At 61.1% G+C, this 25,272-nt stretch carries 21 protein-coding genes and 1 tRNA gene; 7 read left to right on the forward strand and 15 right to left on the reverse strand.

From position 1 onward, the window contains the following. Positions 1-171, reverse strand: a 171-nt coding sequence (locus tag B5M41_RS15630) for a transposase (protein WP_230640143.1), incomplete at its 3' end; no start/stop codon positions are given. 230 nt (positions 172-401) lie between these two features. Between B5M41_RS15630 and B5M41_RS15635 the strand changes: the two genes are divergently transcribed. Continuing rightward, positions 402-2,342 carry an acyltransferase family protein gene (locus B5M41_RS15635; RefSeq protein WP_134648839.1) on the forward strand — a complete coding sequence of 647 codons (1,941 nt, stop codon included), beginning with the start codon at positions 402-404 and terminating at the stop codon, positions 2,340-2,342. A gap of 14 nt (positions 2,343-2,356) precedes the next feature. Here B5M41_RS15635 and B5M41_RS15640 read toward each other — a convergent pair whose 3' ends face one another. The 8 genes from B5M41_RS15640 to B5M41_RS15675 all read right to left on the reverse strand — a co-directional run bounded on the left by B5M41_RS15640 (position 2,357) and on the right by B5M41_RS15675 (position 11,464). Next, entirely contained in the window at positions 2,357-4,012 is a 1,656-nt protein-coding gene (locus B5M41_RS15640) for a hypothetical protein (RefSeq protein ID WP_134648840.1), read from the reverse strand. A gap of 1 nt (position 4,013) precedes the next feature. Continuing rightward, complete coding sequence (locus tag B5M41_RS15645; protein WP_134648841.1) at positions 4,014-4,826, reverse strand: glycosyltransferase; 813 nt, start codon at positions 4,824-4,826, stop codon at positions 4,014-4,016. Further along, positions 4,823-5,971 carry a glycosyltransferase gene (locus B5M41_RS15650; RefSeq protein ID WP_167718988.1) on the reverse strand — a complete coding sequence of 383 codons (1,149 nt, stop codon included), beginning with the start codon at positions 5,969-5,971 and terminating at the stop codon, positions 4,823-4,825. The genes B5M41_RS15645 and B5M41_RS15650 overlap by 4 nt, the downstream gene beginning before the upstream one ends. Beyond that, positions 5,968-7,062 carry a glycosyltransferase family 4 protein gene (locus B5M41_RS15655; protein WP_134648843.1) on the reverse strand — a complete coding sequence of 365 codons (1,095 nt, stop codon included), beginning with the start codon at positions 7,060-7,062 and terminating at the stop codon, positions 5,968-5,970. The genes B5M41_RS15650 and B5M41_RS15655 overlap by 4 nt, the downstream gene beginning before the upstream one ends. Before the next feature lie 98 nt (positions 7,063-7,160). Further along, positions 7,161-8,888, reverse strand: coding sequence for an ABC transporter ATP-binding protein (locus tag B5M41_RS15660; protein WP_167718991.1), 1,728 nt, complete (start codon positions 8,886-8,888; stop codon positions 7,161-7,163). A 19-nt stretch (positions 8,889-8,907) separates the two neighbouring features. After that, the gene (locus B5M41_RS15665) at positions 8,908-9,894 is read right to left on the reverse strand and encodes an NAD-dependent epimerase/dehydratase family protein (protein ID WP_134648845.1); all 987 of its coding nucleotides are present in this window, start codon (positions 9,892-9,894) and stop codon (positions 8,908-8,910) included. Then, entirely contained in the window at positions 9,894-11,177 is a 1,284-nt protein-coding gene (locus B5M41_RS15670) for a nucleotide sugar dehydrogenase (protein ID WP_134648846.1), read from the reverse strand. Before B5M41_RS15670 ends, B5M41_RS15665 begins: the two co-directional genes overlap by 1 nt. Positions 11,178-11,389: 212 nt before the next feature. Next, positions 11,390-11,464, reverse strand: a tRNA-Gln gene (locus B5M41_RS15675). Positions 11,465-11,681: 217 nt separating this feature from the next. On the opposite strand from B5M41_RS15675, the gene B5M41_RS15680 reads away from it, so the two are divergent. Both B5M41_RS15680 and B5M41_RS15685 read left to right on the forward strand, forming a co-directional pair. Further along, on the forward strand, positions 11,682-11,978 hold the full coding sequence (locus B5M41_RS15680; RefSeq protein ID WP_134648847.1) for a cupin domain-containing protein: 297 nt from the start codon (positions 11,682-11,684) through the stop codon (positions 11,976-11,978). An 8-nt stretch (positions 11,979-11,986) separates the two neighbouring features. Continuing rightward, a complete protein-coding gene (locus tag B5M41_RS15685) occupies positions 11,987-12,922 on the forward strand; it encodes an MBL fold metallo-hydrolase (RefSeq protein WP_134648848.1) in 936 nt (311 codons plus the stop codon). A 13-nt stretch (positions 12,923-12,935) separates the two neighbouring features. Here B5M41_RS15685 and B5M41_RS15690 read toward each other — a convergent pair whose 3' ends face one another. Next, the gene (locus B5M41_RS15690) at positions 12,936-13,841 is read right to left on the reverse strand and encodes a DUF1499 domain-containing protein (RefSeq protein ID WP_134649027.1); all 906 of its coding nucleotides are present in this window, start codon (positions 13,839-13,841) and stop codon (positions 12,936-12,938) included. A gap of 344 nt (positions 13,842-14,185) precedes the next feature. Here B5M41_RS15690 and B5M41_RS15695 point away from each other — a divergent pair, with 344 nt between their 5' ends. Then, the gene (locus B5M41_RS15695; RefSeq protein ID WP_134648849.1) at positions 14,186-14,566 is read left to right on the forward strand and encodes a hypothetical protein; all 381 of its coding nucleotides are present in this window, start codon (positions 14,186-14,188) and stop codon (positions 14,564-14,566) included. Between the two features lie 111 nt (positions 14,567-14,677). Then, positions 14,678-14,932 (forward strand): hypothetical protein, encoded by a 255-nt coding sequence (locus B5M41_RS15700; RefSeq protein ID WP_134648850.1) that lies wholly within the window; start codon positions 14,678-14,680, stop codon positions 14,930-14,932. A 3-nt stretch (positions 14,933-14,935) separates the two neighbouring features. Here B5M41_RS15700 and ppdK read toward each other — a convergent pair whose 3' ends face one another. From ppdK to B5M41_RS15725, 5 genes are all read right to left on the reverse strand, one after another. Then, positions 14,936-17,605 (reverse strand): pyruvate, phosphate dikinase, encoded by a 2,670-nt coding sequence (gene ppdK, locus B5M41_RS15705; protein ID WP_134648851.1) that lies wholly within the window; start codon positions 17,603-17,605, stop codon positions 14,936-14,938. 178 nt (positions 17,606-17,783) lie between these two features. After that, positions 17,784-17,930 (reverse strand): hypothetical protein, encoded by a 147-nt coding sequence (locus B5M41_RS15710; RefSeq protein WP_167718995.1) that lies wholly within the window; start codon positions 17,928-17,930, stop codon positions 17,784-17,786. Positions 17,931-18,007: 77 nt separating this feature from the next. After that, positions 18,008-21,472, reverse strand: coding sequence for a chromosome segregation protein SMC (gene smc, locus B5M41_RS15715; RefSeq protein ID WP_134648852.1), 3,465 nt, complete (start codon positions 21,470-21,472; stop codon positions 18,008-18,010). Positions 21,473-21,691: 219 nt separating this feature from the next. Beyond that, the gene (locus B5M41_RS15720; RefSeq protein WP_134648853.1) at positions 21,692-22,510 is read right to left on the reverse strand and encodes a DsbA family protein; all 819 of its coding nucleotides are present in this window, start codon (positions 22,508-22,510) and stop codon (positions 21,692-21,694) included. Positions 22,511-22,781: 271 nt separating this feature from the next. After that, positions 22,782-23,288, reverse strand: a complete 507-nt coding sequence (locus B5M41_RS15725) for a DUF721 domain-containing protein (protein ID WP_134648854.1) — start codon at positions 23,286-23,288, stop codon at positions 22,782-22,784. Positions 23,289-23,449: 161 nt separating this feature from the next. Here B5M41_RS15725 and mutY point away from each other — a divergent pair, with 161 nt between their 5' ends. Both mutY and B5M41_RS15735 read left to right on the forward strand, forming a co-directional pair. Next, positions 23,450-24,544: an A/G-specific adenine glycosylase gene (gene mutY, locus B5M41_RS15730; RefSeq protein ID WP_134648855.1), complete on the forward strand. Its 1,095-nt coding sequence runs from the start codon at positions 23,450-23,452 to the stop codon at positions 24,542-24,544. Then, positions 24,541-25,158, forward strand: a complete 618-nt coding sequence (locus B5M41_RS15735; protein ID WP_167719001.1) for an HAD family hydrolase — start codon at positions 24,541-24,543, stop codon at positions 25,156-25,158. Before mutY ends, B5M41_RS15735 begins: the two co-directional genes overlap by 4 nt. Positions 25,159-25,272 lie beyond the last annotated feature (114 nt).

Consider the following 25,272-nt stretch of genomic DNA (forward strand, 5'->3'; position numbering starts at 1 on the left):
GCGCCACCGATAAAGCAGATTGGGCGCGACGCCATGGCGGCGAGCGGTCGAAGATACCGTCTCGCCTGGTTCGAAACTCTGCTCAATGATCGTCAGCTTTTGCTCGGTTGTCCACCGCCTGCGGCGGACATCACCGGTCAGCAATTCAACGTGTCGATATGCGTTAGACATAAGCCTGTCCTCAAGCCTGTGCTTGAGCCTTTCTGCTTATGCCGACTGTCCGGTCGAAAGTGGGGGCAGTTCACCGACTCAATACGTCATGACGAGATGTCCTTCTTTATTTGTGCAAACCAGCCCGGCTCTCACAAAAAATGGATCGGTGCGCATCCCAAAAGTGACAATGCCGTGCTAGGCCTCGCCGAGGAAAGCGAAGCGAGGGCGCTACTTTGTCACAAGATGCAATGCGATATCGCCCGGAAGTCGACGGCCTGCGTGCCGTCGCAGTTACCCTGGTCCTCCTCTTTCACCTCGGCTCCACTACAGTCTCCGGAGGCTTCATCGGCGTTGACGTGTTCTTTGTGATCAGCGGCTTCCTCATCACCAGCAAAATCCTGCATGACCTTGAAAAAGGACACTTTTCGATCACCGAATTCTACATCGCACGTATTCGGCGGATTGCCCCCGCACTGCTTGCAACAATCATCGCCACCTGCGTCATCGCCGCTCTGATCTATTCACCGGCTGCCTTGAAGGAACTGGCCGAGAGCGCATTTTCGGCGATTTTGTCGGTTTCGAATATCTACTTTTGGCAGACAAGCGGTTACTTCGATGCAGCGGCAGATACCAAGGCGTTACTGCACACATGGTCACTTGGGGTGGAAGAGCAGTTTTATTTCATATGGCCGCTGCTGTTGGTTTGGCTATTTCGGCACAAGCTAGTTCGGCCTGTTGTTTTTCTGCCCCTGATTATAGCGTCCACCGTCGCGGCCGAGATTATACTCCAAAGAGACCCTACCGCCGCATATTTTCTTTTGCCCGCACGTTTCAGCGAACTCGCCTTGGGCGGACTTATCGTGCTTGCCGGTACAAGCCAGCACGGTGCTCGGGTTCGCGAAGGCGGTTTCCTTCTGGGGCTTCTTCTCATTCTCGTCCCGGCAGTCGTATATACGCAGGAAACGAGATTTCCAGGCATAACCGCGCTTCTTCCCTGCCTCGGCGCCGGCGCTGTCATATATTTCGGCTCAAAAGCGGCCTCGGCCTCTGTTCTATCGAACCGTTTGTGCGTCTTCGTTGGAAAGATCAGCTACTCACTTTATCTTGTCCATTGGCCAGTTATCGTTATGGCCAAATACTATTTGATGCGTGATCTCAACGCGGCAGAGACGATGCTGGCTGCTGGCGCCATTCTTCTGCTTTCATTCCTGAGCTATCGTTTTGTGGAGATGCCATTCCGCAGACGGGGGATGACGAGCTTCAGAATCCCAACAAGACCCTTGCTGATTGCCGTTACCGCAACCCTCGCCGTCGCGTGCCTACCTCTTACCTGGGCTGCCATTGACGGAATGGCCTGGCGCAGCCCTTCCACGCTCCGGGAATTGCGCTATATCGGCGAACCGAAGAAATTCCATTCAGCCTATTACGGCGGGCATTCCTGTAAGATTCCGAGATGCGAGACACAGCCAGGCTCAGGAAAGGCGACCATTTATCTACTGGGAGACTCTCATGCACGGGCGCTTGCTGAGGGACTCAAAGCAGAGATCCCTGAAGTTAACTTCATCATATATGCTCCAAGCGCATGCCTTTTCGTCTCGGAAACGTATATCACGGCACGGGGCTCTGCATCTTGTGCCGAGGCAAGACGAGACGCTTTCAACGAGATAAAAAAGCACCCGGCACCAGTTCTAATCCACCAATCCTGGCTGGGGCACGTGGAGCTACCTGTCTACAGCAACAAGGATCCTTCCGACATACTCGACACTCGGGGACCGGAAAAATTTGCGCGCTTTGTCGCGGATCAAATCGATATCCTGCGGCGGGATTCAAAAACACCGGTCTTAGTTGTGGGGGCGGTCCCGATGAGCGGCATGACCGTTTCGCCAGTCGATTGCGCAACGCGACCGCTCAAAACCGATTTCGACTGCAGCCGCGGCGACCGCTCAGCTCAGTCCATCGCCTCGAAAGAAGAGTTCAACAAGAGACTGAAAGCCGCCTTGTCGGGCATTGCGCGCTTCACCGATCCCTTCGATTTTCTCTGCAACGACGGAAGCTGTATGAACTTCACCGCGGGCGGAAAGCCAGTCTATTCCGACAACGGGCATCTTTCGATATGGGGCAGCAGACTTTTGATTTCCGGCATGCGTGATCGTGGATACCTGGTCATGCAAGAGCAGCCTGCCAGCTAAGCAATCAATTTAATCTAAGGATTTGAATAGATCGCCAGATCGCCAAACCTCCGCAGAGTTGGAAATGCGGGGTCAGAGAATCCAGCGATTGCGTCGACAACAACGACGTCGGCTCCGACGCTCGAGCCGAAAGCAAGCCACGCCCTTTGCTTTTCCGGTCCATCCGGCATCAAGGCTATGGCCTTGTAGGTTTCCATATTGCTCAAATTGTCGGTGAGTTTTTTATGGTTGGAATAGGCTAGCCATCCAGTGTCTTTCCAGTCGAATGCAAGCTCCCGGCGCGCATAGGAACGGATCTGCAGACCAAACTCTGGTGAGAAGACCTTGCCTGGAAACGCCTCGCTGTCAGATAGTTCGGCAAGGACGCGCTGCAAGTCTGTTTCGCCTGTGGTCGGGCAAATCGGATGTGCTTTGAGCCAGCACTTTATCCCCGCCAGCACATTATCATTCTGACGATAGCGGGGGCTAAGCTGGCTTGCAGCTATCCAGACCGTAGCAAGGGCGAGGGAAACGAAAATTTGCATCGCCTTGGTCGCCCTGACGTGATGCGCGACACTCCAGAATGCGATGAGCAGCAGCATAGGTACCAGATAACGGAGACCGCGGACGAGGTCCATTTGCATCGGGGTACGGCCCATCGCGCGGGCAACTCCCGCCTCGATGACAGGAACTCCTCCAGCAAGAAATGCAATCGCCAGAGTGAAGACCAATATCATCCTGACTTTCGACCGTATCTCGCTGTCATTTCGGCGAAGAAGCAAGCAGGCCCCAATCGTTGCACAGATCGGCAGGACAAGGCGCCAGCCACCAAAGGCGCGCGTGACAGCCGCCAAAACACCGTTCACTGGATCGGTGTAGTCGCTGGAATAACGTAGTTCCCAAGCCATTCGTACGAGCTGCGGATCCGCGCCAACCGCCGCTTCCCGGATTCCTAAATAGTATTGCCAGATGTTAGGGAGAGCGAATGCCAGAAAGACGATCCCACCCAGGGCAGCGCGCAAAACGAGGAGCGGCAGCTGCTTCTTTTCGTATTGGGACGCCATCATGGCTAGGAGCAGTGCAAGGGCGATCGGCGGCCCGGACGCGGGATGAAGCCACATGGCCATGCCCATCAGCAGGAACACACCCATCCAGTCCAGCACCCGCGGACGAGCTTCCAGGGCGGCAAGGATGATCAGAGGAAGGACGGCGCTGAACATTTGCCGCGCCTGAGGCTCATTGAACAACCCCCAGTAGTCCCCGCTTAAGACCGGGATCGCGACAGCGCAGCTCACCGTAAACGCTGCCGCACAAATGCTTGAGCGATAGAGTCGATACGCAAGGAAAAACCAAGAAAATAGGAACAGCGCCACCACGAGAATATTCAGTGCGCGGTACCAAGTAGAGAAGTTGCCGCTCCCCAGGGACTCAACGAGGTAGAAGAACCACACGCTTGCATTATTGTAGAATTTATAGTTTTGCGGCGAAGAAAAGAGAAAATCGCCCGCATAGATTGAAGGTTCATACTGGGCGAGCGCGCGTGATATGGTTATGAGGGTGTCACTACCGAAATCCAGCACATCAACCTGCCGGAATGAGCCGGAAAAATCCGCTACGCCGACAACCAATGCAACTACGGCAGCAACGATCGAAACCGCCAGTTCTCCGCGCTGACCTGTTGCCGCCGACATTTCAACTCCCTCTCGGATCTACTTTACTCAAAACGCGCTTGGCGACTCGCCGCCAAGACAAAGGCAACAGGCTTGTTATCAGCGGAACGACGACTCCCATGTAGGCGACAGGGCCAGCGCCGATCTTGCGGCACCCCCTAAGTCCTATCTTCGCCTGCTGCCACATGGCCGTGGCGCTGTTCTTGCGAAAGGTCTCAGCCGTTTCCCTATACAGCAGGAGAGCCTCAGGCAGATTATCGATTTTCATTCCGCTGGCGACCACCCGAAACCACAAATCATAGTCCTGCCGGCGGCGCAGTGTTTCATCGTATCCGGCCAGTTGCTTGATCTTGTCCGCTCGGAAGACAACCGTCGGGTGGATGACCGGGTTGGTCCAAACAAGATCGGCGTTTTTGCGAACGCCCACCGGCATACGCCTGATACGACCCGTTCGCCGCCCACTTTCATCTATGTCCTCAGAAAAAGTGCCCAGGACGTCGATTTCGGGATGCGCCTGCAAGTAATCCATCTGCCTCTGGAGACGCTGAGGCAACGCAATATCGTCGGCATCCATTCGCGCGACGAACTGTGCGCGGGTTTGCGCAAGACCGATATTAAGCGCGCGCGCCAACCCACCATTGGCTTCACAATTCACAACCCTGATTCGCGCATCGCGTGCCGCGCAGTGCTGCAATATATCGACCGTACGATCGGTTGAGCCGTCGTTAACGACCAGTAATTCGAAATCGGTATAGGTCTGATTGAGAATGCTGTCCAAAGCAGACTTTAGATACCGCTCATCATTATATGTCGCCATCAACACACACAATTTCATACGCGACCTCTCATCAAGTTTCCAACGAGGGTCTCGTACTGGGCGAACACACGCTGCTCTGAAAAATCCTCCGACCGGGCTTTAAGCACATTCGCAGGCATGGGCGACTGCCATGCCGTCACCATCGCAGTTGATAGTGCCGGGACATCGTCGACCGGAACAAGATAGCCGTAGCGTCCATCTTCAAGAATCTCCTTCGGCCCGCTCGGGCAGTCTGTGGCTACTGGCGTCGTGCCACAACCGAGTGCCTGGATAAGCGCGTTCGGCAAGCCTTCCCATCGGCTGGCAAGAACGAATACATTCGATTGGCGAATGATAGGCAAGGGATTGGCGACATAGCCGGCAAAGTCGACCGCTGCGGAGATGCCGAGGATCGATGCCAAGGCCTGCAATTCGGCCAGGAGAGTTCCCTCCCCCATGATGATTAAACGCGCACCGGCAACGCGATGATGAACATCGGCAAAAGCCCGCAGGAGAACATCGTATCCCTTTTCGGGACCTAATCGACCGCATGCGACATAAAGGGGTCCTGCCGTCTCATGCTGAAAGCGATACGCGGCCTTTTCGACTGATCTGCCATGAAACCCTTCGTCTATGGTCGGGTTGAGCAGGACATGGACCTTTCCGCGCGGCAGGCCTAGATTTCCAACGAGATCTTGCGCGACTCCCTCCGAGGGAGCGATTACGGCATCCGCAAGCGGATACACCCACTTGGCGAGTTGGCACAGCAGACGACCCAATACGCCGCCGCGCCTTGATCTTGCTCCGATCGTTGTGGTTTCCCTGATAACGCATAAAACACGCTTGCCAAATGCAAGCCGGGCGGCAAGCAACGTGACGACATTCGCAACAAGCAATGTGCTTAAGACTATCGCTGGCTTCGAGCGGCGAAGCCGAAGAGCCAAGGCGAATATGCAGACTGGATAAAGCAACTTGTGGCCAATCGTACCCAGTATCCCTCTCACCCGAAATGGTTTGGCTTCATTCAAAGCCTGACGTGTCGGATCAAGCAGCAAGACGTCGATAAGATTGTTCGTCGTTTCGAGATGCCGGGCAAATGCCAAGGCAATCTGTTGTGCGCCCCCCCTGGCGAGGTTGGTCACCACAACGACGGTCGAACGGTCGTTAACAGGCTTAAAGGTCATGATCTTTCGGCAATAAGCGAGCGAATGAGCGTCTCCCATTCGCTCGCGATCGCTTCTATATTCAGCCTCCGGCTGACCGATGCCGCTTCCCGTCCCATGGCTTCACGCTGTTGCGGATGACAGATCATATTCTCCATTGCTTCAGCAAGTTTTTCCACGTTATCGGCCTCGACAAGAAGACCATTCTTACCATGGTCAATTAGTTCGCCGGGGCCGAAGGGACAGTCGAAGCTGATGCAGGGCAACCCCATGCTCATTGCCTCTACAAGTGCATTGGGAAATCCCTCATGCCTTGAAGACAGGACGAACATGCCAGCGGACTTGAGACACGTCTCCGGCGTCCGTGTGAAGCCTTCCAGAGTGATCCTGTCACCGTACGGGCTTTGCGCAATCTGTCGTTCAAGGCCCGGACGATAATCACCTTCACCATAGATGCGCAGACGCCAATCCGGGTAGGTTCCTGCAATCCTGTTGAACGCGTCGATCAGCATGTCATGACCCTTGACCTGGTTTAGTCGACCGAGGGTCACAATCGTCTTTTCGGCAACCCGGTCGGTAACCGTCGCCGGCAATCGGATAGCGGGGTTGTAAATGACCGCTTTCTTTTGGTCATCGAGCCACGGATAAGCTTGTCTCACGCCTTCGCTCACGAAAACGACCTTATCCGCAAATGGGTAGATCAGTCGGCGAATACGCGCGCCCCGAGCGTTTATCTTCTGCTTGTCCGGGTTGGTCCGCTCCGAAATGATGAACGGCATGGAGAAGAACGGCTTTACGGCGAGGGCGCGGAAATTTATGCCCGTCACGAAACTGATGACGACATCAGGCTTGAATTCCCGGATTACCTTTCCAGTAGCATAAATGGTCTTGAAGTATTTTATGTAGCGCTGATGCCGGCGGCGAGCTGAATACCCGAGATCGAATGCTACTCTGGCAATCTCCGGTTCCAGCTTATAAAAGTCGCTTGCTTCTTCACGAACTGTCGCAACACAGATCTGAAAGCCCTTTTGGCTCCAATAATTTGCCAACCGGCTGACCACGCGCTCTGCCCCGCCCATGCGCAACGAACCGATCAAGAACAGGATTCGCATTACCACTCCGTTATTCGTTCGGACCACAATAGAACGGCCGTGTAACGCCTCGGCGAACGATCGTTAGCGCTCCCAGTCGACACATGCGCGGGCCTTCCTCAATCCACCTGCTTGGACGAACCGGACAAATCTATAAGTTCATCTGCTGCCGACAGCGACTCCAGCCGATGAGCAATCATGATTACAGTCTTGCTGTGACCAATATTGTTGATTGCAGCCATGACCTCCCTCTCCGTGTCCATATCAAGCGCACTCGTGGCCTCATCCAAAACAAGCACAGGACGGTCAAGGTAAAGTGCCCGAGCAATTCCCACACGCTGCCTTTGCCCCCCAGACAGGCGCACGCCATTCTCACCTAGCAGTGTATCCAGCCCCTCTGGAAGATCGTTCTCTACGAATTCCTGCAGGGCCGTTAACCTTATGGCCTCCTGCAATCTTTTCTCATCAATCTGACTATCGGGTACGCCGAATGCGATATTCCTCCGGATGGAATCGTCGGAAAGATAGATGTGCTGGCTGACATAAGCGACGTTCTTCTGCCACGCCCTTACGTTTTCCGGCCCCAGCTTAACTCCGTCGATGAAGATTTCCCCTCCCGTCGGCTGCAACAAGCCGATCAGCACGTCCACAAGAGTTGTCTTTCCCGCGCCACTTTTCCCGACGATGCCGACAATCGAGTTGGCACGGATTGTCAGGTTAAAATCTCGAAAAACGGGGCGTAGCGCCCCGTTATAAGAGAAGCTTGCGTTCTTAAGCACAATACTGTGTTCGAACGGCAGGCGGGGTTGGCGATCATCGACCGGATGCCTTCCGGAAGCTGGCAGCGTCGCATGTAATTCTTGGTGTATGCGCGTCAGCACTATGCTGTTGAAGCGAATCTTGGTGACAGACGAGAAAATGGCCTGGAAGTTCGGCATCAGGCGATATCCCGCCACGGCGTAAAGCGTGACAATGGGGAGCGTTCCCTGCAAGTCGCTGGTTTGCGAAAGCTTATACAGGACAACGAACAGCAGGCCTCCGAAGGCAAAACTTTCAAGGGCGTATCGCGGCAACTCAGCTGCCATCACGGCCAAGGCATTCGCACGGATCTGGTCCCGCGAAGGTCGCTCGAAGAGCTTCACATATAGACTTTCCTGCCCGGTAAGTTTTACATTCTTGATTCCCTGCAATGCTTCATTGACAATCTTGTGCCGGATCGTCTGGGCGTTAGAACGAAGCATTCCGATGCGTGACAACCATCTGCGAATGAAGATGTAAACGAGGGCATAGGCTCCGCCAAGCACCAGCACTGTCGCGATGGCCAGGATCGGGTCAGCAATGAAGATCAGCCCGATAACCGCGATGCAGATAAGTGAGCGCGACAGCACATCCAGAACCGGGATGAGGTAGCTGCTGATCAGAATCTGGACTTCACCAAGGACGAGTTTCCTCAATTCAGAGGAATTGCGCTCAATGAAGAAAATATACGGCTGATTCAGGTACTGCTCGAATAGCAGGATAGAAATGCTGTGTCCCCAGCGTCCAGAAAATCTGTTGCTGGCCCAACTGCTGACGGCCTTCGCGGCATTTCCCAACATTAGCAAAGAAAATGTCAGAATCCCCAAAAATATCAGGAAGCTTCTTGAGGAAGAAAATCCTAATATGTCATAGACGCCTTTGATAATCTTGTTGGTCGTTATCGTGTCCGGGGACGACAGAACGGCCATGAAGGGCAATATCGATGCGACGCCTACCAGCTCAAACATTGCCACGAAGGTCGTCAATGCAAAAAGTACAGCAGCCTGAAGCCTTTGCCGCTTTGTCAGCAGGCTGTAAATCTTGTGCATTTGCCCAAACATGAGAAGCTCAGTTGATATTATGGTATTGTTTGAACCAAGAAACGAACTTCGGAATGCCTTCGTCGATACTGGTCGTCGGCCGATAGCCGACAGCCTCGGTTGTCTCGGTCACATCGGCGTACGTCGCTTCAATGTCTCCAGGTTGCATCGGCAAGTACTCGATATCTGCCTTGCGCCCCATTTCCCGTTCAATGATCGCAATAAAGTCCATGAGGTCTTCACTTCGCGTATTGCCGATATTGAACACCCGGGCTGGAGGATCGACCTTTCCAGGATCAGGGGGGGTGTCCAGGCAGGCAACGATGCCGGTAACGATGTCGTCGATGAATGTAAAATCGCGCTTCATCTGCCCCCCGTTAAAAACGGGCAACTTCTTCCCTTCGGCGATTGCCTTGGCAAAAATGAAAAGTGCCATATCGGGTCGGCCCCAAGGGCCGTAGACAGTGAAAAAGCGCAAGCCGGTCTGCTTCAGGCCGAATAAATGACTGTAGCAATGGCTCATCAACTCGTCTGAGCGCTTCGTCGCCGCATAAAGCGAAATTGGGCGGTTAACGTCGTGCTGGACGGAGTAAGGCAATTCCTTATTCCCCCCATACACGGAACTTGAACTCGCATAGACAAGATGCTCGAAGCCTTCAGTATGCCGGCACATCTCGAGTACCGTGACATGGCCCATGCAGTTGCTTGTGATATAGCTATAGGGATTCTCAAGGGAATAGCGCACTCCTGCCTGCGCTGCGAGATGAATAACGCGCTTGAACGGTCCCTGCTCGCTCCAGACTTTTTCCATCGCCGCCTTGTCCGAGATATCGCCACGGACGAATGTGAATTTCTCGAACTTCGCAAGTTCCGCCAGCCGCGCATACTTGAGCGTCGGATCATAGTAGTCGTTGACAACATCATAACCGACTACAATCTCACCGCGTTCAAGCAAGCGAAGCGCGGTATGAAAGCCGATGAAGCCTGCAGCTCCCGTTACAAAAACCTTGTTCATCAGAGGCTCCAGTTCAGGCGGTTCGAGGCGTCGAGAATCTGTTTGTCGAGAACCGATTTGATATCGATGATGACACCACCCTCTGCGACCTTGGCAATGTAGGAGTTGAAATCCCTAACGTAGCTTTCGTGCGGAACCGCAAGGATCAATCCATCCAATTGATCGAACTGAGCGAGAGGCTTCAATGAAACATCGTACTCTTCAAGGGCCTCTTCGGCGGAGGCCAGCGGGTCGTGCACAATGGGCTCGATGCCGAACTGCCGCAATTCCTTGATGATATCTGGCACACGGCTATTCCGTAGGTCAGGAACATTCTCCTTGAAAGTGAGCCCCAGAATACCAATTCGAGCACCATTCAGTGGGCGCTTTCCGGCGACCAGCATCTTGATCATTTTCTGGGCCACAAACGCGCCCATGCCGTCATTGATACGTCGTCCCGACAGAATGACTTGTGGGTGGTATCCCAGCGACTCGGCCTTCGCGGTCAGATAATAGGGATCGACCCCGATACAGTGCCCACCGACAAGACCAGGAGTGAACGGCAAGAAATTCCATTTGGTACCGGCGGCGGCCAGGACTTCGCTGGTCCGGATGTTCATGCGCTCGAAGATGATCGCTAGCTCGTTCATGAGCGCGATGTTCAGGTCGCGCTGGGTATTTTCAATGACCTTCGCGGCTTCGGCCACTTTGATCGACGAGGCTTTGTAGATGCCGGCATCAACGACCGCTTCGTAAACAGCGGCAATCTCATCCAAGCTCTCCGCGGTGTCTCCCGACACGACCTTCGTGATCGTCTTGAAAGTGTGCTTCTTGTCACCGGGATTAATACGCTCTGGCGAGTAGCCGAGATTGAAGTCCACACCTTGTCGGAGCCCCGAAATCTCGGAAAGAATCGGACCACAGACATCCTCGGTCGCGCCTGGGAACACGGTCGATTCGAAAACGACGATATCGCCGGCCTTGAGCACCGAAGCCACCGTTTTGGACGCTGCAATGAGGGGAGCGAGGTCCGGTTGGCGATTGTCGTCAATGGGCGTGGGAACCGCGACGATATAGAAGTCACAATCCTTCACGTCGGCAATTTCATACGTCAGTTGCAGAGATGACCTTTTGAGTACCGCACCGTCGACTTCACCGGTCACATCCTCGCCCACTTTGAGGGCCTCGATGCGGGACTTCTTGACGTCAAATCCCACGACGAAGGGAAACTTCTCTGCTAGCGCCACAGCGACCGGCAAACCGACATATCCGAGACCGATAACGGCAATCTTTCGGGCCACCATGTCATCCTCATATTTTTATGCCACCAGACCTTGCGTGGCACCTAAACGATATCGTCAAAGAAAGCTAGCTTGCCGTCGGATGAATGGCCCTGTTGCAAGCCCTTTCCGCTCGATACCAAAAACCTTTCAGTTCGGCGAGATTGCCAACGGCATGGCCCCTGCCCAGCCGGCACAAACCGCTGGAAATCTGGTTTCGCCTGACAAAAGGGAAATGGCTGGGGCGCCAGGATTCGAACCTGGGAATGCCGGTACCAAAAACCGGTGCCTTACCGCTTGGCGACGCCCCAACTTGCGGGAGCCTGATAGCAAAGCGGGGGGGCGTGGACAATGCTTATGTTCGGCTTTTCTGCGATTATCTTGTGCCGAGCCGCGGCTCTGCGGGCTTGGTGCTTGGCAAGGGCGGGTGGCGGGCGGTAGGATTTGTGCCGCCCCCGCCTGCACGGCTTTGCGCGCGAGCGCGCCCGTGCATTTCCGTCCCCGCGTCCAATTCCGCAAGGAGCCTTCATGTCCCAGTTCCGTGCCCGTCCGCCGGCCGTTCCCACCGTTCTCCTCGATGATGCGATGGTGCGTGTCACGCGGTGGGATTTCGAGCCGGGTGCGGATACCGGCCATCACGTCCATGGCCTCGGCTATGTCGTCGTGCCGATGACGGATTGCGATTTCCTGATCGAGGACGAGGCGGGCGCGCGGCGCGTGCCGACAAAGGCCGGCGCCGTCTATCGCCGCGAGGCGGGCGTGGCGCACAATGTCGTCAATGGCGGCGACACGCCGATGAGCTTCATCGAGATCGAGTACAAGTGACACCTGCCGTGCGTGACGACAAGGACGAGAGCCCGCATTTCGAGCGTGATTTCAGGCCGGCCTATGGCGATGCCGTTGCGGTGGCGCCGGGTGTGCAGCGTATCACCGTCAACAATCCGAGCCCCTTCACCTTCCACGGCACCAACAGCTATATCGTCGGCAACCGCTCCGTGGCGGTGGTCGATCCCGGGCCGGAGGACGAGGCGCATTTCCGGGCGCTCATGGCCGCACTTGCCGGGCGTGAGGTCACGCATATCGCGGTCAGCCATACGCATCGCGATCATTCGCCGCTTGCCCGCCGCCTGAAGGCCGAGACGGGCGCCGTCATCGTCGCGGAGGGGCCGCATCGCGCCGCACGGCCGCTGCATGCCGGCGAGAGCAATCCCTTCGCCGAAAGCGCCGACATCGATTTCGTGCCCGACATCGCGCTGGCGCATGGCGAGCGGGTGGAAGGCGACGGCTGGGCGCTGACGGCGCTTCTGACCCCCGGCCATACGGCCAACCACGCGGCCTTCGCGCTGGACGGGCCCGACGGCATCGTCTTCTCGGCCGACCACGTCATGGCCTGGGCGACCTCCATCGTCGCGCCGCCGGATGGCGCCATGGCGGATTACATGGCCTCGCTCGAGCGGCTGCTGGAGCGGGACGACCGGCTCTATCTTCCCGGCCATGGCGGACCGGTGACGGAACCGGCGGCGTTCCTGCGCGGCCTGCGGACCCACCGGCGCATGCGCGAGCGGGCGGTGCGCGAGCGCATCCGTGCGGGCGACCGGCTGATTGCGGACATGGTGAAGGTCATCTACCGCGAGACGGATCCGCGCCTGCATGGCGCAGCCGCCCTCTCCGTGCTGGCGCATCTGGAGGATCTCGTCGCCCGCGGCGAGGTGGTGACGGACGGCCCGCCCTCGCTTTCGGGCCTCTATTTCCCGGCGCCGGGTCTCTGATCAGTCGCCGGGATCAGTCGCCGGCGATGCCGAGCAACTCGGCGTCGAGCGCCTTCAGATAGCCTTCCACCACATCCGCGCCGATGCCGAGGTCATGGCCGCCGGTGCGCGAGGCCGCGCGCATGTCGACCAGCGTGGTTTCGGCTTCCTCGCGCAGGCGGATGACGACATCGAAGCGCAGGCCGAAGACCAGGCTGCGCCATTCCCCCTGCACCAGCACATCGCCCGAGCTGCCGGCATGCGGCGTCAGCGGCGTTTCGAGCGGGCGCGCCTCGGGGATCGGCACCTCGCCCAGCGCCTCGGCCCCCTGCCCCGCCTTTGCGGGATCGACGGCCAGATCCTCCAGATCGGTCAGGATGTTGTCCATCCCGTCTTCCGCGACGATCCTGATGCCGTAGGCGTCGGACACCGTGCGCACACCCTGATAGACGCGATCGAGCGCGCCTTCGTAGCGCCGGCCGGACAGGGCGGGATAGGCATCGAGCTGCAATTGCCGGTCCTGCGGCGTGATCGTGTGGGCGCGGGCCGGCCAGCCCTTGTCCGCGACCGGCTCGATTATCCATGGCGGCGGCGCGTTCGTATCGGTCGTGACATCGTAGAGGGCGGGCTTGTAGATGTAGGAATAGACCGCGGCGGCCGCGACACCGAGCGGCAGGAGCGCGAAGAACAGCGCCGTGAGCGAGGCCTTGCCGCCGCGCGCGCCGACATGCCAGAGCCGGGCAAGCCCGACAGCCGCCATCAGGACCGCGAGGGCCGCCACACCGCAGGCGAAGGCGGCAAGCACCAGGAAATGCGGCGTCGTCAACGGGCCGAAGCGGTGTGCCGCGACGACGACGACAAACAGCGCGCAGGAAAACAGCGACAGGCGGCGCGCCCACTGCGCGGCGTAGGAAACGGGCCGTTCGTACTGGATCGTGATCGCCATGGCCTCACCGAATGCCGATGCGCCCCGGTGAAACCGATCCACCGCAAGCGCCTCTCCCTGTTTCACGCCGTTCCGGATGCGAGAGGGCCGCGCGCCGAACCGGATAGGCCGGCGGAAAGCCCGCGGCTCTCTTCCCTAGCGCAGGGAGGCGCATTTTTCCATCCGTCAGATAAGCGGGATCAGATGTTGTCCTGCGGCAACAGATGGCAGGAAAACGCGGCTGCCGCAAAATTGCCACGCTCCTTAACGAACTTTCCCGGGACGGGGGTAGTTCATCTTTACGCGATTCCGGGTGCAGGCCGCTTTCATTCTTGCCGGGTCGCCTCAGGAGAAAGACAATGTTGCCGACGCCGACAGCCGCCGACACCACAACCGCCGCCACGAACGGCGAGACCGCCCTCCCGCTCGAACTTCTGGAACTGGAGCTTTCCCTCGACGGCTTTTCCGGCGATGCGGATGCGTTCGCCGATGCCGTGCGAACCGCCGCCAGCCAGCTCGATGGCGATTTCCTGTTCGAACTGCCGGCATCCGGCCTCGCGGATGATTGCCAGCGCATTGCCGCGCTGCGCGTGCCCAAGGGCGAGAACGGCGCGCTGGAAGTGGTTTTTGCCCTGCTCGACGCGGAGGCATCGTCGATTCGCGTGGAAAATCCCGATGAAAACACGGCCGGCCTCAAGCGCTTCGCCGATGCCTTCATCGGTGTGCTGGAACGGATCTAGAGCATTGGCCTATGCCGAAGCGACCCCGCTTCGGCTGGAAATGCGCCTGGTCTTGCCGAAACGGCGGCGCTCGCCTAAGTCAAGCCAGCAACTGATCGCCGGAGCCAGAGCATGTCACCGATATTATCCCGCCTGATCGCCCTTACCACGGTGATGCTCGCGCTGGCGGGCTGCCAGACAGCCGAGGAAATTCGCGCTTCCGACGAAAGCCGCTGCGTCTCCTATGGCTTCCGGCCGCGCACGGATGCGTTCGCGGCCTGCCTGCAACGCATCGATCTCGACCGGCGGGCGGAACTGCGCGCGGCGAGCCGCGAGGCGCTGTTCATGTCGCAGCCGGTCTATGTCGTACGGACCTATCGCCGCTGACCTTCAGGCCTTGCCGTTGGTGAACGCCGCCTGGGCAGCCGCAAGCCGCGCGATCGGCACGCGGAAGGGTGAGCACGACACGTAATCCAGCCCCGCATCCTCGCAGAAATGGATCGACGCCGGGTCGCCGCCATGCTCGCCGCAGATACCGAGCTTGAGGTCGTTGCGCGTGCGCCGGCCGCGTTCGGCGGCAATGCGGATCAGTTCGCCCACACCGTCGAAATCGAGCTGCACGAACGGGTCCTGCTCGACGATACCCTTCTGGATGTAGGTCGAGAGGAAGGCGGAAGCGTCGTCACGCGAGATGCCGAAGGTGGTCTGCGTCAGGTCATTGGTGCCGAAGGAGAAGAACTCCGCGGATTCGGCGATGACATGGGCCCGCAACGCCGCGCGCGGCAGCTCGATCATCGTGCCCACGAGATAATCGATCGTCACGCCGCTCTCGGCGATGACCGCCCTGGCGACGGCCTCGATGCGGCCCTTCACATAATCGAGCTCGGCCTTCAGGCCGACCAGCGGCACCATGATCTCGGGCACCACGGCCGCGCCGGTCTTCTTCGCCGCTTCCACGGCGGCCTCGAAAATGGCGCGCGCCTGCATCTCGGCGATCTCGGGATAGGAGATCGCAAGGCGGCAGCCACGGTGGCCGAGCATGGGATTGAACTCGTGCAGCGTATCCACGCGGCGGCGCAGCACCGCCTCCTCGATGGACAGGGCCGTGGCGACCTCGGCAATCTCCTCGTCGCTCTTCGGCAGGAACTCGTGCAGCGGCGGATCGAGCATGCGGATGGTCACCGGCAGGCCGTGCATGATCTCGAAGAGCTCGGCAAAGTCCGAGCGCTGCATCGGCAGGAGCTTTTCCAGCGATGCCCGGCGGCCGGCTTCGTCCTCGGCGAGGATCATCTCGCGCATCACGTTGATGCGGCTGCCCTCGAAGAACATATGCTCGGTGCGGCAAAGGCCGATGCCCTCGGCACCGAAGGAGCGCGCGGCGCGCGCGTCTGCCGGCGTCTCCGCATTGGTGCGCACCTTCATGCGGCGCGTGCGGTCGGCCCACTCCATGAGGCGGCCGAAATCGCCCGACAGTTCCGGCTGTAGCATGGGGATCGCACCCTTCAGCACCTGGCCGGACGAGCCATCGATGGTGATGACGTCCCCCTTGCGGAGCGTCACGCCATGGGCGACGAGCAGTTCGTTGCGCAGGTCGACGCGCAGCGTGCCGGCGCCGGACACGCAGGGCGTGCCCATGCCGCGCGCGACGACCGCCGCATGGCTGGTCATGCCGCCGCGTGTCGTGAGGATGCCCTGTGCGGCATGCATGCCGTGAATGTCTTCCGGGCTCGTCTCGACGCGCACGAGGATGACCTTGCGCCCCTCGTCCTGCGCCTTCACCGCGTCTTCCGAGGTGAAGACGATCTCGCCGGTCGCAGCCCCCGGCGAAGCCGGCAGGCCGGAGCCGATGACGTCTCGGCGGGCGCGCGGATCGATGGTCGGGTGCAGAAGCTGGTCGAGAGAGGCGGGATCGATGCGGCTGACGGCCTCGCCCTGGCTGATCAATCCCTCCGTCGCCATGTCGACGGAAATCTTCAACGCGGCCTTGGCGGTGCGCTTGCCGGCACGGGTCTGCAGCATCCAGAGCTTGCCGCGCTCGATGGTGAATTCGAGGTCCTGCATGTCGCGGTAGTGCCGCTCCAGCTTGTCGCAGATGGCGCGGAACTCGCTGAACGCTTCCGGCATGAGCTTTTCCAGCGACGGCCGGTCGGAGCCCGACGCGATGCGCGCTTCCTCGGTGATGTTCTGCGGCGTGCGGATGCCGGCGACGACATCCTCGCCCTGCGCGTTGACGAGGAATTCGCCGTAGAGCGCATTCTCACCCGTCGAGGGATTGCGCGTGAAGGCGACGCCCGTCGCGGAGGAATTGCCGAGATTGCCGAAGACCATGGCCTGCACATTGACAGCCGTGCCCCAGACGGCGGGGATATTGTGCAGCGTGCGGTAGGTAACGGCGCGCGCGTTCATCCAGCTCGCGAAGACGGCGCCGATGGCACGCCACAGCTGGGTCTCCGGGTCCTGCGGAAAGTCCTCGCCCAGTTCCTCGCGGATGGCCTCCTTGTAGCGGGCGACGACCTCCTGCCATTCCCCGGCCGAAAGCTCGGTGTCGTGCTCGTGGCCGAGCCTGCCCTTCTCATCCTCCAGGATTTCGACGAAGACCTCGTGATCGAGGCCCATGACGACATCACCATACATCTGGATGAAGCGCCGGTAGCTGTCCCAGGCAAAACGCGCATCGCCGGCATCCTGGCCCAGTCCCTCGACGGTCGCGTCGTTGAGGCCGAGATTGAGAACGGTGTCCATCATGCCGGGCATGGAGGCCCGCGAGCCGGAGCGGACCGAAAGCAGCAGCGGTTTTTGCGTGTCGCCGAAGACGCGGCCGGTAATGGCTTCCATCCGGCGCAGACCGGCGCGGACCTGATCCTTCAGGCCTTCAGGCAGCGTGCGGCCATTCTCGTAATAGTGGTTGCAGGCATCGGTGACGATGGTGAGGCCGGGCGGCACCGGCAGGCCGAGATTGCACATTTCGGCCAGGTTCGCGCCCTTGCCGCCGAGCAGGTTGCGATCTTCCGCACTGCCTTCGGCACGGCCATCCCCAAAGGTATAGACCCACTTCTCCATCAACGCCTCCCACATGCGCGTCCGCAATCTACAGGAAGTGCATCCCTTTGAAAACGCGGCAGGATAGGAATTATGCTGCACTGCGTCAAAAATGCGACGGCAATGCAATATAGCGTTGACGAAGACTGGAAAAGCCCTGCCCCCGGCGGGACGCGGCATCATGGGTCACGCGCCGGCGTCAATTGCCCTCGATCGAAAGCCCCTGGTCGTTGAGCTTGATCTCCACCCCGTCCGGCTTCTTTTCCTGCTGATAGGCATAGTAAGCGAACCCGGCCACCACGACGATAAGGGCGCCGATGATCATGTAGAGTGCGTTTCTGTTCACGTGTGATCCCCAATTGCGTATGCGCTGCAAATCGGCAGGCGGCTTTAAACGCACTGGAGAGTTTATTGTTCCTGATGTCAGGACGCTTCGCGCAGCTGTTCGGCGGTCTGCAGGTCGACGGAGACGAGCTGGGAGACGCCCTGTTCGGCCATGGTGACGCCGAAGAGGCGGTTCATGCGGGCCATGGTGATGGGGTTGTGGGTGATGATGATGAAGCGCGTCTCGGTGGAGGCCGCCATCTCGTCCATCAGGTTGCAATAGCGCTCGACATTGTGGTCGTCGAGCGGCGCGTCCACCTCGTCCAGCACGCAGATCGGCGCGGGATTGGTGAGGAAGACGGCGAAGATGAGCGCCATGGCCGTCAGCGCCTGCTCGCCGCCCGAAAGCAGCGTCATGGTCTGCGGCTTCTTGCCGGGCGGGCGGGCGAGGATTTCCAGCCCGGCATCCAGCGGGTCCTCGCTTTCGATGAGCTGGAGTTCCGCCGTGCCGCCGCCGAACAGGTGGGTGAAGAGGCGCTGGAATTGCGCATTCACCACATCGAAGGCGGCCAGCAGGCGCTCGCGCCCCTCGCGGTTCAGGCTCTGGATGGCCGAGCGCAGCTTGCGGATCGCCTCGATGATATCCTCGCGCTCCGTGACGAGCGCATCGAGCTTTTCGGACAGGTCACGCTGCTCTTCCTCGGCGCGCAGGTTGACGGCGCCGAGACGCTCGCGCTCGATCCTGAGACGGTCGAGGTCCCGTTCGGTCTCGCGCGGATCGGGAAGCGGCGCGCCGGCGGCATGGCCTGTCAGCCGTAGGGCCTCGTGCGGCGCGCAGTTCAGCGCCTCGCGGATGCGCGTCTCGCCTTCGATGCGGCGCTCCCGCGCCGAGACGAGGCGCTCTTCCGCGCGGCCGCGGGTTTCGCGCGATTCGGCAAGCTGCGAGAGCGCGGTCGTGGCGACGCGGTCGGCCTCGCGCTGGCGGTTTTCGGCCTCCTGAAGCGCGTCGGCGGCTTCGCGGCGCGCGGCCTCGGCATTGCTGAGGCCGGTCAGCAGCTCGCGGCGCTTTTCCTCGATCTCGTCGGGCGCCTCGGCGAGCTCCTCCATTTCCTCGCGGGCTTCCGCCTCGCGCTCACGCAGCGTGGCGATGTGGTTTTCGGCGCTCGTGGCGCGGGTCGTCCAGGTCTCGCGTTCGGTCGCGATCGCCATGAGGCGGCGGCGGCGGTCGGCCATTTCGCGGGCGAGGCCGTCATGGGCGGCGCGGGCTTCCGCGAGCGTCGCGCGGTCGGTCGCGACATCCATCGTGTGGGCGCGCAGGCGCAGGTCGAGATCGGAAAGGTCGGGCGCGTCTTCAAGGGCTGCGCGGGCGTCCTCGAGCGCTTGCGCCGCCTCTTCCACTTGCCCTTCGATCTGCGCGCGCGTCTCGCCGAGAACGGCGCGGCGGCGGATGAGATCGCCGGAGGCGCGCTCGGCCGTTTCCAGCGCCTCGCGGGCCTCGGCAAGCGCGCGCGTGGCGACGCGCTGCGCCTCGCGGGCGGCCTGCTGGCGCTGCATTTCGGCGCGGATCGTCTCGGCGGCGCGGGCAAGGTCGGCCTCGGCATCCGCAAGCGCCGCCCGCGCGTCGTCCAGTTCGGCTTCCAGTTCGGCGAGGCGGTTCTTCTGCTCCAGGCGCAGCGCCGCCGCACTTGGCGCATCGGCACCGGTGACATGGCCATCCCAGCGGAACACCGCACCGTCGCGGGTCACCAGCCGCTGGCCGGGACGGAGCTGCGGCAGGAGATCCAGCGCCTCCTCCACGCCGCCGGCAATCCCGACCTGGGCAAGGCGACGGTGCAGGACCGCGGGCGCGCGGACATGAGAAATGAGAGACGGCACGCCGCCCGGCAGGGCCGGATCGGCGGAGACATCGCCCGACGCGCGCCAGTGAACGGGCGCATCCACATCGGCCGGCGATTCGAGATCGTCGCCGAGTGCGGCGCCCAGCGCCGTTTCATAGCCGCGGTCGACCGCGACATCCTCGACGACGGGCGCAGAAGAGCCCGCGCTCGTGCCGGCCTCCAGCATGCGGCGGATGGTGCGGGCTTCCGTCTCGATACCGGCCAGCCGGGCGCGTGCCGTGTCGACGGGACCGCGCAGGGCGGCTTCGCCGAAGCGGGCCTCCTCCAGCGCCTCCTCGACGGCGACCAGCATCTCGCCGGCGGCTTCCAGCGCCTGCCCGGCCTCCTGCACGGCGGCGCGGCGCTCTTCCGGGTCGGGCAGTGCGGCGATGCGCGCATCCATGTCGGCAAGCTCGCGCGCCTGCGCATCGAGCTGCTGGCCAAGCCGCAGATGGCGCTCGGAAAGATCGCGGATCGCCTTTTCCAGCTGGTTGCGCACGGCCTGGGCTTCGGCGCGCTCGGCGGTAACGGCGGCAAGAGCGGCTTCGCTCGTCGCAAGCTTCGCCGCCGCCTCGTCCATCGTCTCGCGGGCCGCCTCGGCGCGCTCGTCGGCCTCGGCCAGAATTTCGCGGATTTCATCCTCTTCGACGAGAAGTCGATCGAGTACGGCCGCATTGTCCGCCACCATGCGCTCCTCGCGCACGATGTCCTCGGCAAGCTGCGCCATGCGGCGGCCAAGTTCGTCACGGCGGCGCAGCAGGCGGGCGGAATCCTCTTCCAGCTGCGCCCGTGCGATCTGGAGGCGCTGGAGCGCGGCGGCAAGCTTCGCCTCGTTCTCGCGCAGCTCCGGCAGCTTCAGGCTGGCGACGGCCTGATCCTTGGCGGCCTGCATCTGCGCATTCGCCCGCTCGGCGACCAGCGATGTGGCCTGGTTGAGCTGGCTTTCGGCCTCGCCCTCTGCCTCCTTCGCCTGCACCCAGCGGATGTGCAGAAGCATCGCCTCGTGGCGGCGGATATCGGCCGACAGCGCCTTGAAGCGATTGGCCTGGCGCGACTGGCGCTTCAGGCTTTCGATCTGGCTTTCGAGCTGCGAGGTCACATCGTCGAGCCGTTCGAGATTGGTTTCGGCGGCGCGCAGGCGCAGCTCCGCCTCATGGCGACGCGAATGCAGGCCGGAAATGCCGGCCGCCTCTTCGAGCAGCTGGCGGCGGGCCTGGGGCTTGGCCTGGATGAGTTCGCCGATCCGCCCCTGCCCCACCATGGAGGGCGAGCGGGCGCCGGTGGAGGCATCGGCGAAGAGCAGCTGCACATCCTTGGCGCGCGCTTCCTTGCCGTTGATGCGGTAGATGGAGCCATTCTCGCGCTCGATGCGACGCGAGACCTGGATCTCGTCCTCGTCGTTGAAGGCGGCCGGCGCCGTGCGGTCGGAATTGTCGAGATAGAGGCCGACTTCGGCGGTGTTGCGCGCCGGACGGTTGGCGGAACCGGAGAAGATGACGTCGTCCATGCCGGACGCGCGCATGTTCTTGTAGGAGTTTTCCCCCATCACCCAGCGCAGCGCCTCGACGAGGTTCGACTTGCCGCAGCCATTGGGGCCGACCACGCCGGTCAGGCCGCGCTCGATGACGAATTCGGTGGGTTCGACGAAGGACTTGAAGCCGAGAAGGCGGAGCTTGTTGAACTTCATGCGGCTGCCTTGGGGGTGCGGCACCCCCCTCTGGCCTGCCTGCCATCTCCCTCATAAGGGGGGAGACTGAATCGTGGCACCGCCTTGCTCCAAGCCGATCTCCCCCCCTGTGGGGGAGATGCCCGGCAGGGCAGAGGGGGGTGAACCACGGATGCCGACGAAAAATAAAAAGCGGGCGCACGGCTTCCGCCGTCGCCCGCCGTCAATCCGGTCGAAGGATCAGAGCATGCTGTCGATGAGGGCCGACATGGTGCCAACCGACATGTCTCCCGAATAGCGCTTGCCATTGATCAGGAAGGTCGGGGTCGCTGCGACGCCGAATTCCTTGGCACCGCGTTCCCGTACCGCGTTCACATCATCCAGAAGCTTCTGGTTCGTCAAGCAGGCCTGGAAGCTCTCCTGTGTAAAACCGGCGAGTTTCGACATCTGCAGCAGCGCTTCGCGGCCATCCTGCGCGGCGGCCCAGACTTCCTGCTGCTTCATCAGCATGGAGATCATCGGGAAATACTGCGCGGCGTCCGTCAGCTCGGCCGGGTTCTGCGGCTTGCAGCGGGCCAGCATGAAGGCTGCGGCGGCGCGCGGATCGAACGGGAATTCGCGGACGATGAAACGGACCTTGCCGCTATCGACGTACTTCGTCTTGATCGCGTCGAAGGTATTGTTGTGGAAGGCGGCGCAATGCGGGCAGGTCGTCGACATGTATTCGACGATCGTCACCGGCGCGTTGGCTTCGCCGAGCGCCATGTCCGGCAGGGCGCCGGGCTTCAGCACTTCGGCCATGTCGACATCGCCCTCGGCGGTCGGCAGTTCCGCGGGCGCGGCCGTCGCCGTGTCGGCCTGGGCGACCTCCGTCGTTCCGGTCGTGGCGGCCGAGGTCGTCGAGCCCGTGGTTTCAGTCGATGTCGACTGCGTGGCCGCCGGATCCTGCGCGGCCTGTTCCTTCTTTTCGTCGGAGCAGGCGGCGAGCGTCACGGCAAGCCCTGCTACGGCAACGCCGGTGAGAAGGCGCTTCATCAGGCTCATTTCGGAAAGGGACATGGTCTCTCCTGTGGGATGGAAATTCTTGGGACGGACGCAATTCTTGAGGAAAGACGGTTCAAGTCTTTTCGCAAGAATTGCTCTTCGCACTCCCGATATACCTGCTTTGGGGCGCGAACAAGCTGCGTGGAGGCCAGTAACTTCAAAGAATTGTGACCGTTCGATGGTTCTCGGGCACGTCCGGCGAACACAGGCTCACCGGGCATGCCCTATCATTTTTTCTTCCCGCATCGTCCAACGCCGAAGCGATTCCGCTTCGGCTGGAAATGCTTTAGCGACGCCGGCCGAGCACCGCCGTGCCGAGCCGCTTCAGAGCCGCCTTCAGGGCATCGCCCTCGATGCCCTCGACGAGGCCGTCAAGATGGCGGGCGGCCTCGCCGGTCAGCGGGCGCGGCCTTGCGCGGTGGCGCGACTGCTGGCTGACCGGCTTCTGGACGATCCGGACCTGATTGATCGCCGGGAAGCCGAAGAAGCCGTTGATGCGCTGGATGATCTCGCCCTGCTGGTGGCTGAGGAAGAGCGCGCGGGCGCCCTCGCAGGCAATGGTCAGCACGCCCGGCTGATGGCCGCCGCCCTCGCCCGCCATTTCCGAGGCCCGGCGCGGCCAGGAAATGCGTTCAGGCCGCGTGCAGTCGGAAAACTGCGTTCCGGCAATCTCGTCCCACGAGCCCAGAAGCATCGTGTTGATGCCGGCACGCTTGGCCAGCACCGGGTCGATGAGACCGTTGGCGACTTCGCTGATCTGCACGATGCCGCGTCTTGACGCCTTGTTGTTCACGGTTTACCCCTTGCGGGAAAATATTCCTGCCATGCCCGCGAAGCACCTTGAAGAGCGCGGACCACTCCGCCAGTTATAGAGCAATTCCAGCAAAAGTGTGCAGGGTTTTGCGCCGATTCAGCGATACAATGAGGGGCGATCCGACCCCGTTCAGGCCGATCATGACCAAGCCTCACCGAACGACGGCGCTCGCCGACCTGCTTCTCGCCTGGTACGACCGGCACCATCGCGACCTGCCCTGGCGGGTGAGCCCGCCGATGGCGGCGCGCGGCGAGACGGCCGATCCCTACCGCGTCTGGCTCTCCGAGGTCATGCTGCAGCAGACGACCGTCCAGGCGGTGAAATCCTATTTCGCCCTCTTCACGTCGCGCTGGCCGACGGTCACGGATCTCGCGAAGGCCGACAATGAGGACGTGATGAAGTCCTGGGCCGGGCTCGGCTACTACGCCCGCGCGCGCAACCTCAAGAAATGCGCCGAGGCCGTCGCCTTCGGGCATGGCGGGGTGTTTCCCGATACGGCGGAAGGGTTGAAGGCCCTGCCCGGGATCGGCGACTATACAGCCGCCGCGATCGCCGCCATCGCCTTCAACCGCCACAGCGCCGTGCTCGACGGCAATGTCGAGCGCGTCATTTCCCGCCTCCATGCCATCGAAACGCCCCTGCCCGCCGCCAAGCCGGAAATGCGGGCGCTGGTCGCCGCGATGACGCCGCAGGACCGGCCCGGCGATTTCGCCCAGGGCATGATGGACCTCGGCGCCACGATCTGCACGCCGCGCCGCCCGGCCTGCGCGCTCTGTCCCTTCAACGCGCAATGCCGGGTGCTCGGGCAGGACGATCCGGAACTCTATCCGCGCAAGGCCGCCAAGAAGGAAAAGCCGGTGCGACTGGGTGCCGCCTTTGTGGCGGAAGACGAAACGGGCGCTATCTTCCTGCGCAAGCGGGTGGAAAGCGGCCTGCTCGGCGGCATGACGGAGGTGCCCGGCAGCCAATGGACGGCGCGCATCGATGGCGACACCGGCACCGGGGCGGCCCCGTTTGCGGCTGCATGGCAGGCCTGCGGCACGGTCGTGCACGTCTTCACGCATTTCGAGCTGCGGCTGACCGTCTATCGTTCGAAGGCATCGCGTGATGCCGCGGCCGGCGAAGGATGGTGGCAGCCCAGGGAGACACTCGACGGCGAGGCCCTGCCGACCGTCATGAAGAAGGCCATAAAACAAGCGATACCCGACGCATTCGAAACGGCGAGGAAAGCATGAGCAGCATCGAAATCCGACATATCGTCTTCGACATCGGCAGGGTGCTGATTCACTACGATCCGCATATTCCCTTCGCCCGCCTCATCCCTGATGATGCCGAGCGCAACTGGTTCTTCAGCAATGTCTGCACGCACGACTGGAACCTGGAACAGGATCGCGGCCGGGCATGGGCGGACGCCGAGGCCCTGCTGATCGAGGCGCATCCCGATCGCATCGAGCACATCCGCGCCTTCCGCAAACACTGGCACGAGATGGTCTCGCATGCCTATGTGGAAAGCGTGGCGATCATGGAGGCCCTGATCCAGGAGGGCCGCGACGTGACGATGCTGACCAATTTCGCGGCCGATACGTTCAAGGAGGCGCGCAAGCTCTTCCCCTTCCTCGACATGCCGCGCGGCGTCACGGTGTCCGGCGAGATCGGCCTCATCAAGCCCGACATCGCCATCTACGAGAAGCACAGCCGCGATTTCGGCCTGTCGCCGGCCCACACGCTGTTCATCGACGATGCGCCGGCCAATGTGGAGGGCGCGCGCCTGGCCGGCTGGCACGCCGTGCTGTTCACCGATCCGGAAAAGCTGAAGGCGGACCTCGCCGCCCACGGCATCGCTCTTTAATTTAAAGAGTGCGCCTGAAACCGAAACGCCCGGAGCCTTTGGAGCTCCGGGCGTTTTCGCATTTCCGGGACTGAAGGTACAAAAACCGGAAAAGCGATATCCGGCCTGCCTGGC

This window comes from Shinella sumterensis, from assembly GCF_004514425.2.
GTDB lineage: Bacteria > Pseudomonadota > Alphaproteobacteria > Rhizobiales > Rhizobiaceae > Shinella > Shinella sumterensis.

Coding starts and splice junctions, on each gene's coding strand:
- B5M41_RS15695 (WP_134648849.1), top strand. CDS start 14,186: ATGTTGCCGACGCCGACAGCCGCCGACACCACAACCGCCGCCACGAAC.
- B5M41_RS15720 (WP_134648853.1), bottom strand. CDS start 22,510: ATGTCCCTTTCCGAAATGAGCCTGATGAAGCGCCTTCTCACCGGCGTT.
- B5M41_RS15665 (WP_134648845.1), bottom strand. CDS start 9,894: ATGAACAAGGTTTTTGTAACGGGAGCTGCAGGCTTCATCGGCTTTCAT.
- B5M41_RS15640 (WP_134648840.1), bottom strand. CDS start 4,012: ATGTCGGCGGCAACAGGTCAGCGCGGAGAACTGGCGGTTTCGATCGTT.
- ppdK (WP_134648851.1), bottom strand. CDS start 17,605: ATGGAGAAGTGGGTCTATACCTTTGGGGATGGCCGTGCCGAAGGCAGT.
- B5M41_RS15635 (WP_134648839.1), top strand. CDS start 402: ATGCGATATCGCCCGGAAGTCGACGGCCTGCGTGCCGTCGCAGTTACC.
- B5M41_RS15735 (WP_167719001.1), top strand. CDS start 24,541: ATGAGCAGCATCGAAATCCGACATATCGTCTTCGACATCGGCAGGGTG.
- B5M41_RS15680 (WP_134648847.1), top strand. CDS start 11,682: ATGTCCCAGTTCCGTGCCCGTCCGCCGGCCGTTCCCACCGTTCTCCTC.
- B5M41_RS15660 (WP_167718991.1), bottom strand. CDS start 8,888: ATGCACAAGATTTACAGCCTGCTGACAAAGCGGCAAAGGCTTCAGGCT.
- smc (WP_134648852.1), bottom strand. CDS start 21,472: ATGAAGTTCAACAAGCTCCGCCTTCTCGGCTTCAAGTCCTTCGTCGAA.
- B5M41_RS15650 (WP_167718988.1), bottom strand. CDS start 5,971: ATGACCTTTAAGCCTGTTAACGACCGTTCGACCGTCGTTGTGGTGACC.
- B5M41_RS15655 (WP_134648843.1), bottom strand. CDS start 7,062: ATGCGAATCCTGTTCTTGATCGGTTCGTTGCGCATGGGCGGGGCAGAG.
- mutY (WP_134648855.1), top strand. CDS start 23,450: ATGACCAAGCCTCACCGAACGACGGCGCTCGCCGACCTGCTTCTCGCC.
- B5M41_RS15670 (WP_134648846.1), bottom strand. CDS start 11,177: ATGGTGGCCCGAAAGATTGCCGTTATCGGTCTCGGATATGTCGGTTTG.
- B5M41_RS15645 (WP_134648841.1), bottom strand. CDS start 4,826: ATGAAATTGTGTGTGTTGATGGCGACATATAATGATGAGCGGTATCTA.
- B5M41_RS15700 (WP_134648850.1), top strand. CDS start 14,678: ATGTCACCGATATTATCCCGCCTGATCGCCCTTACCACGGTGATGCTC.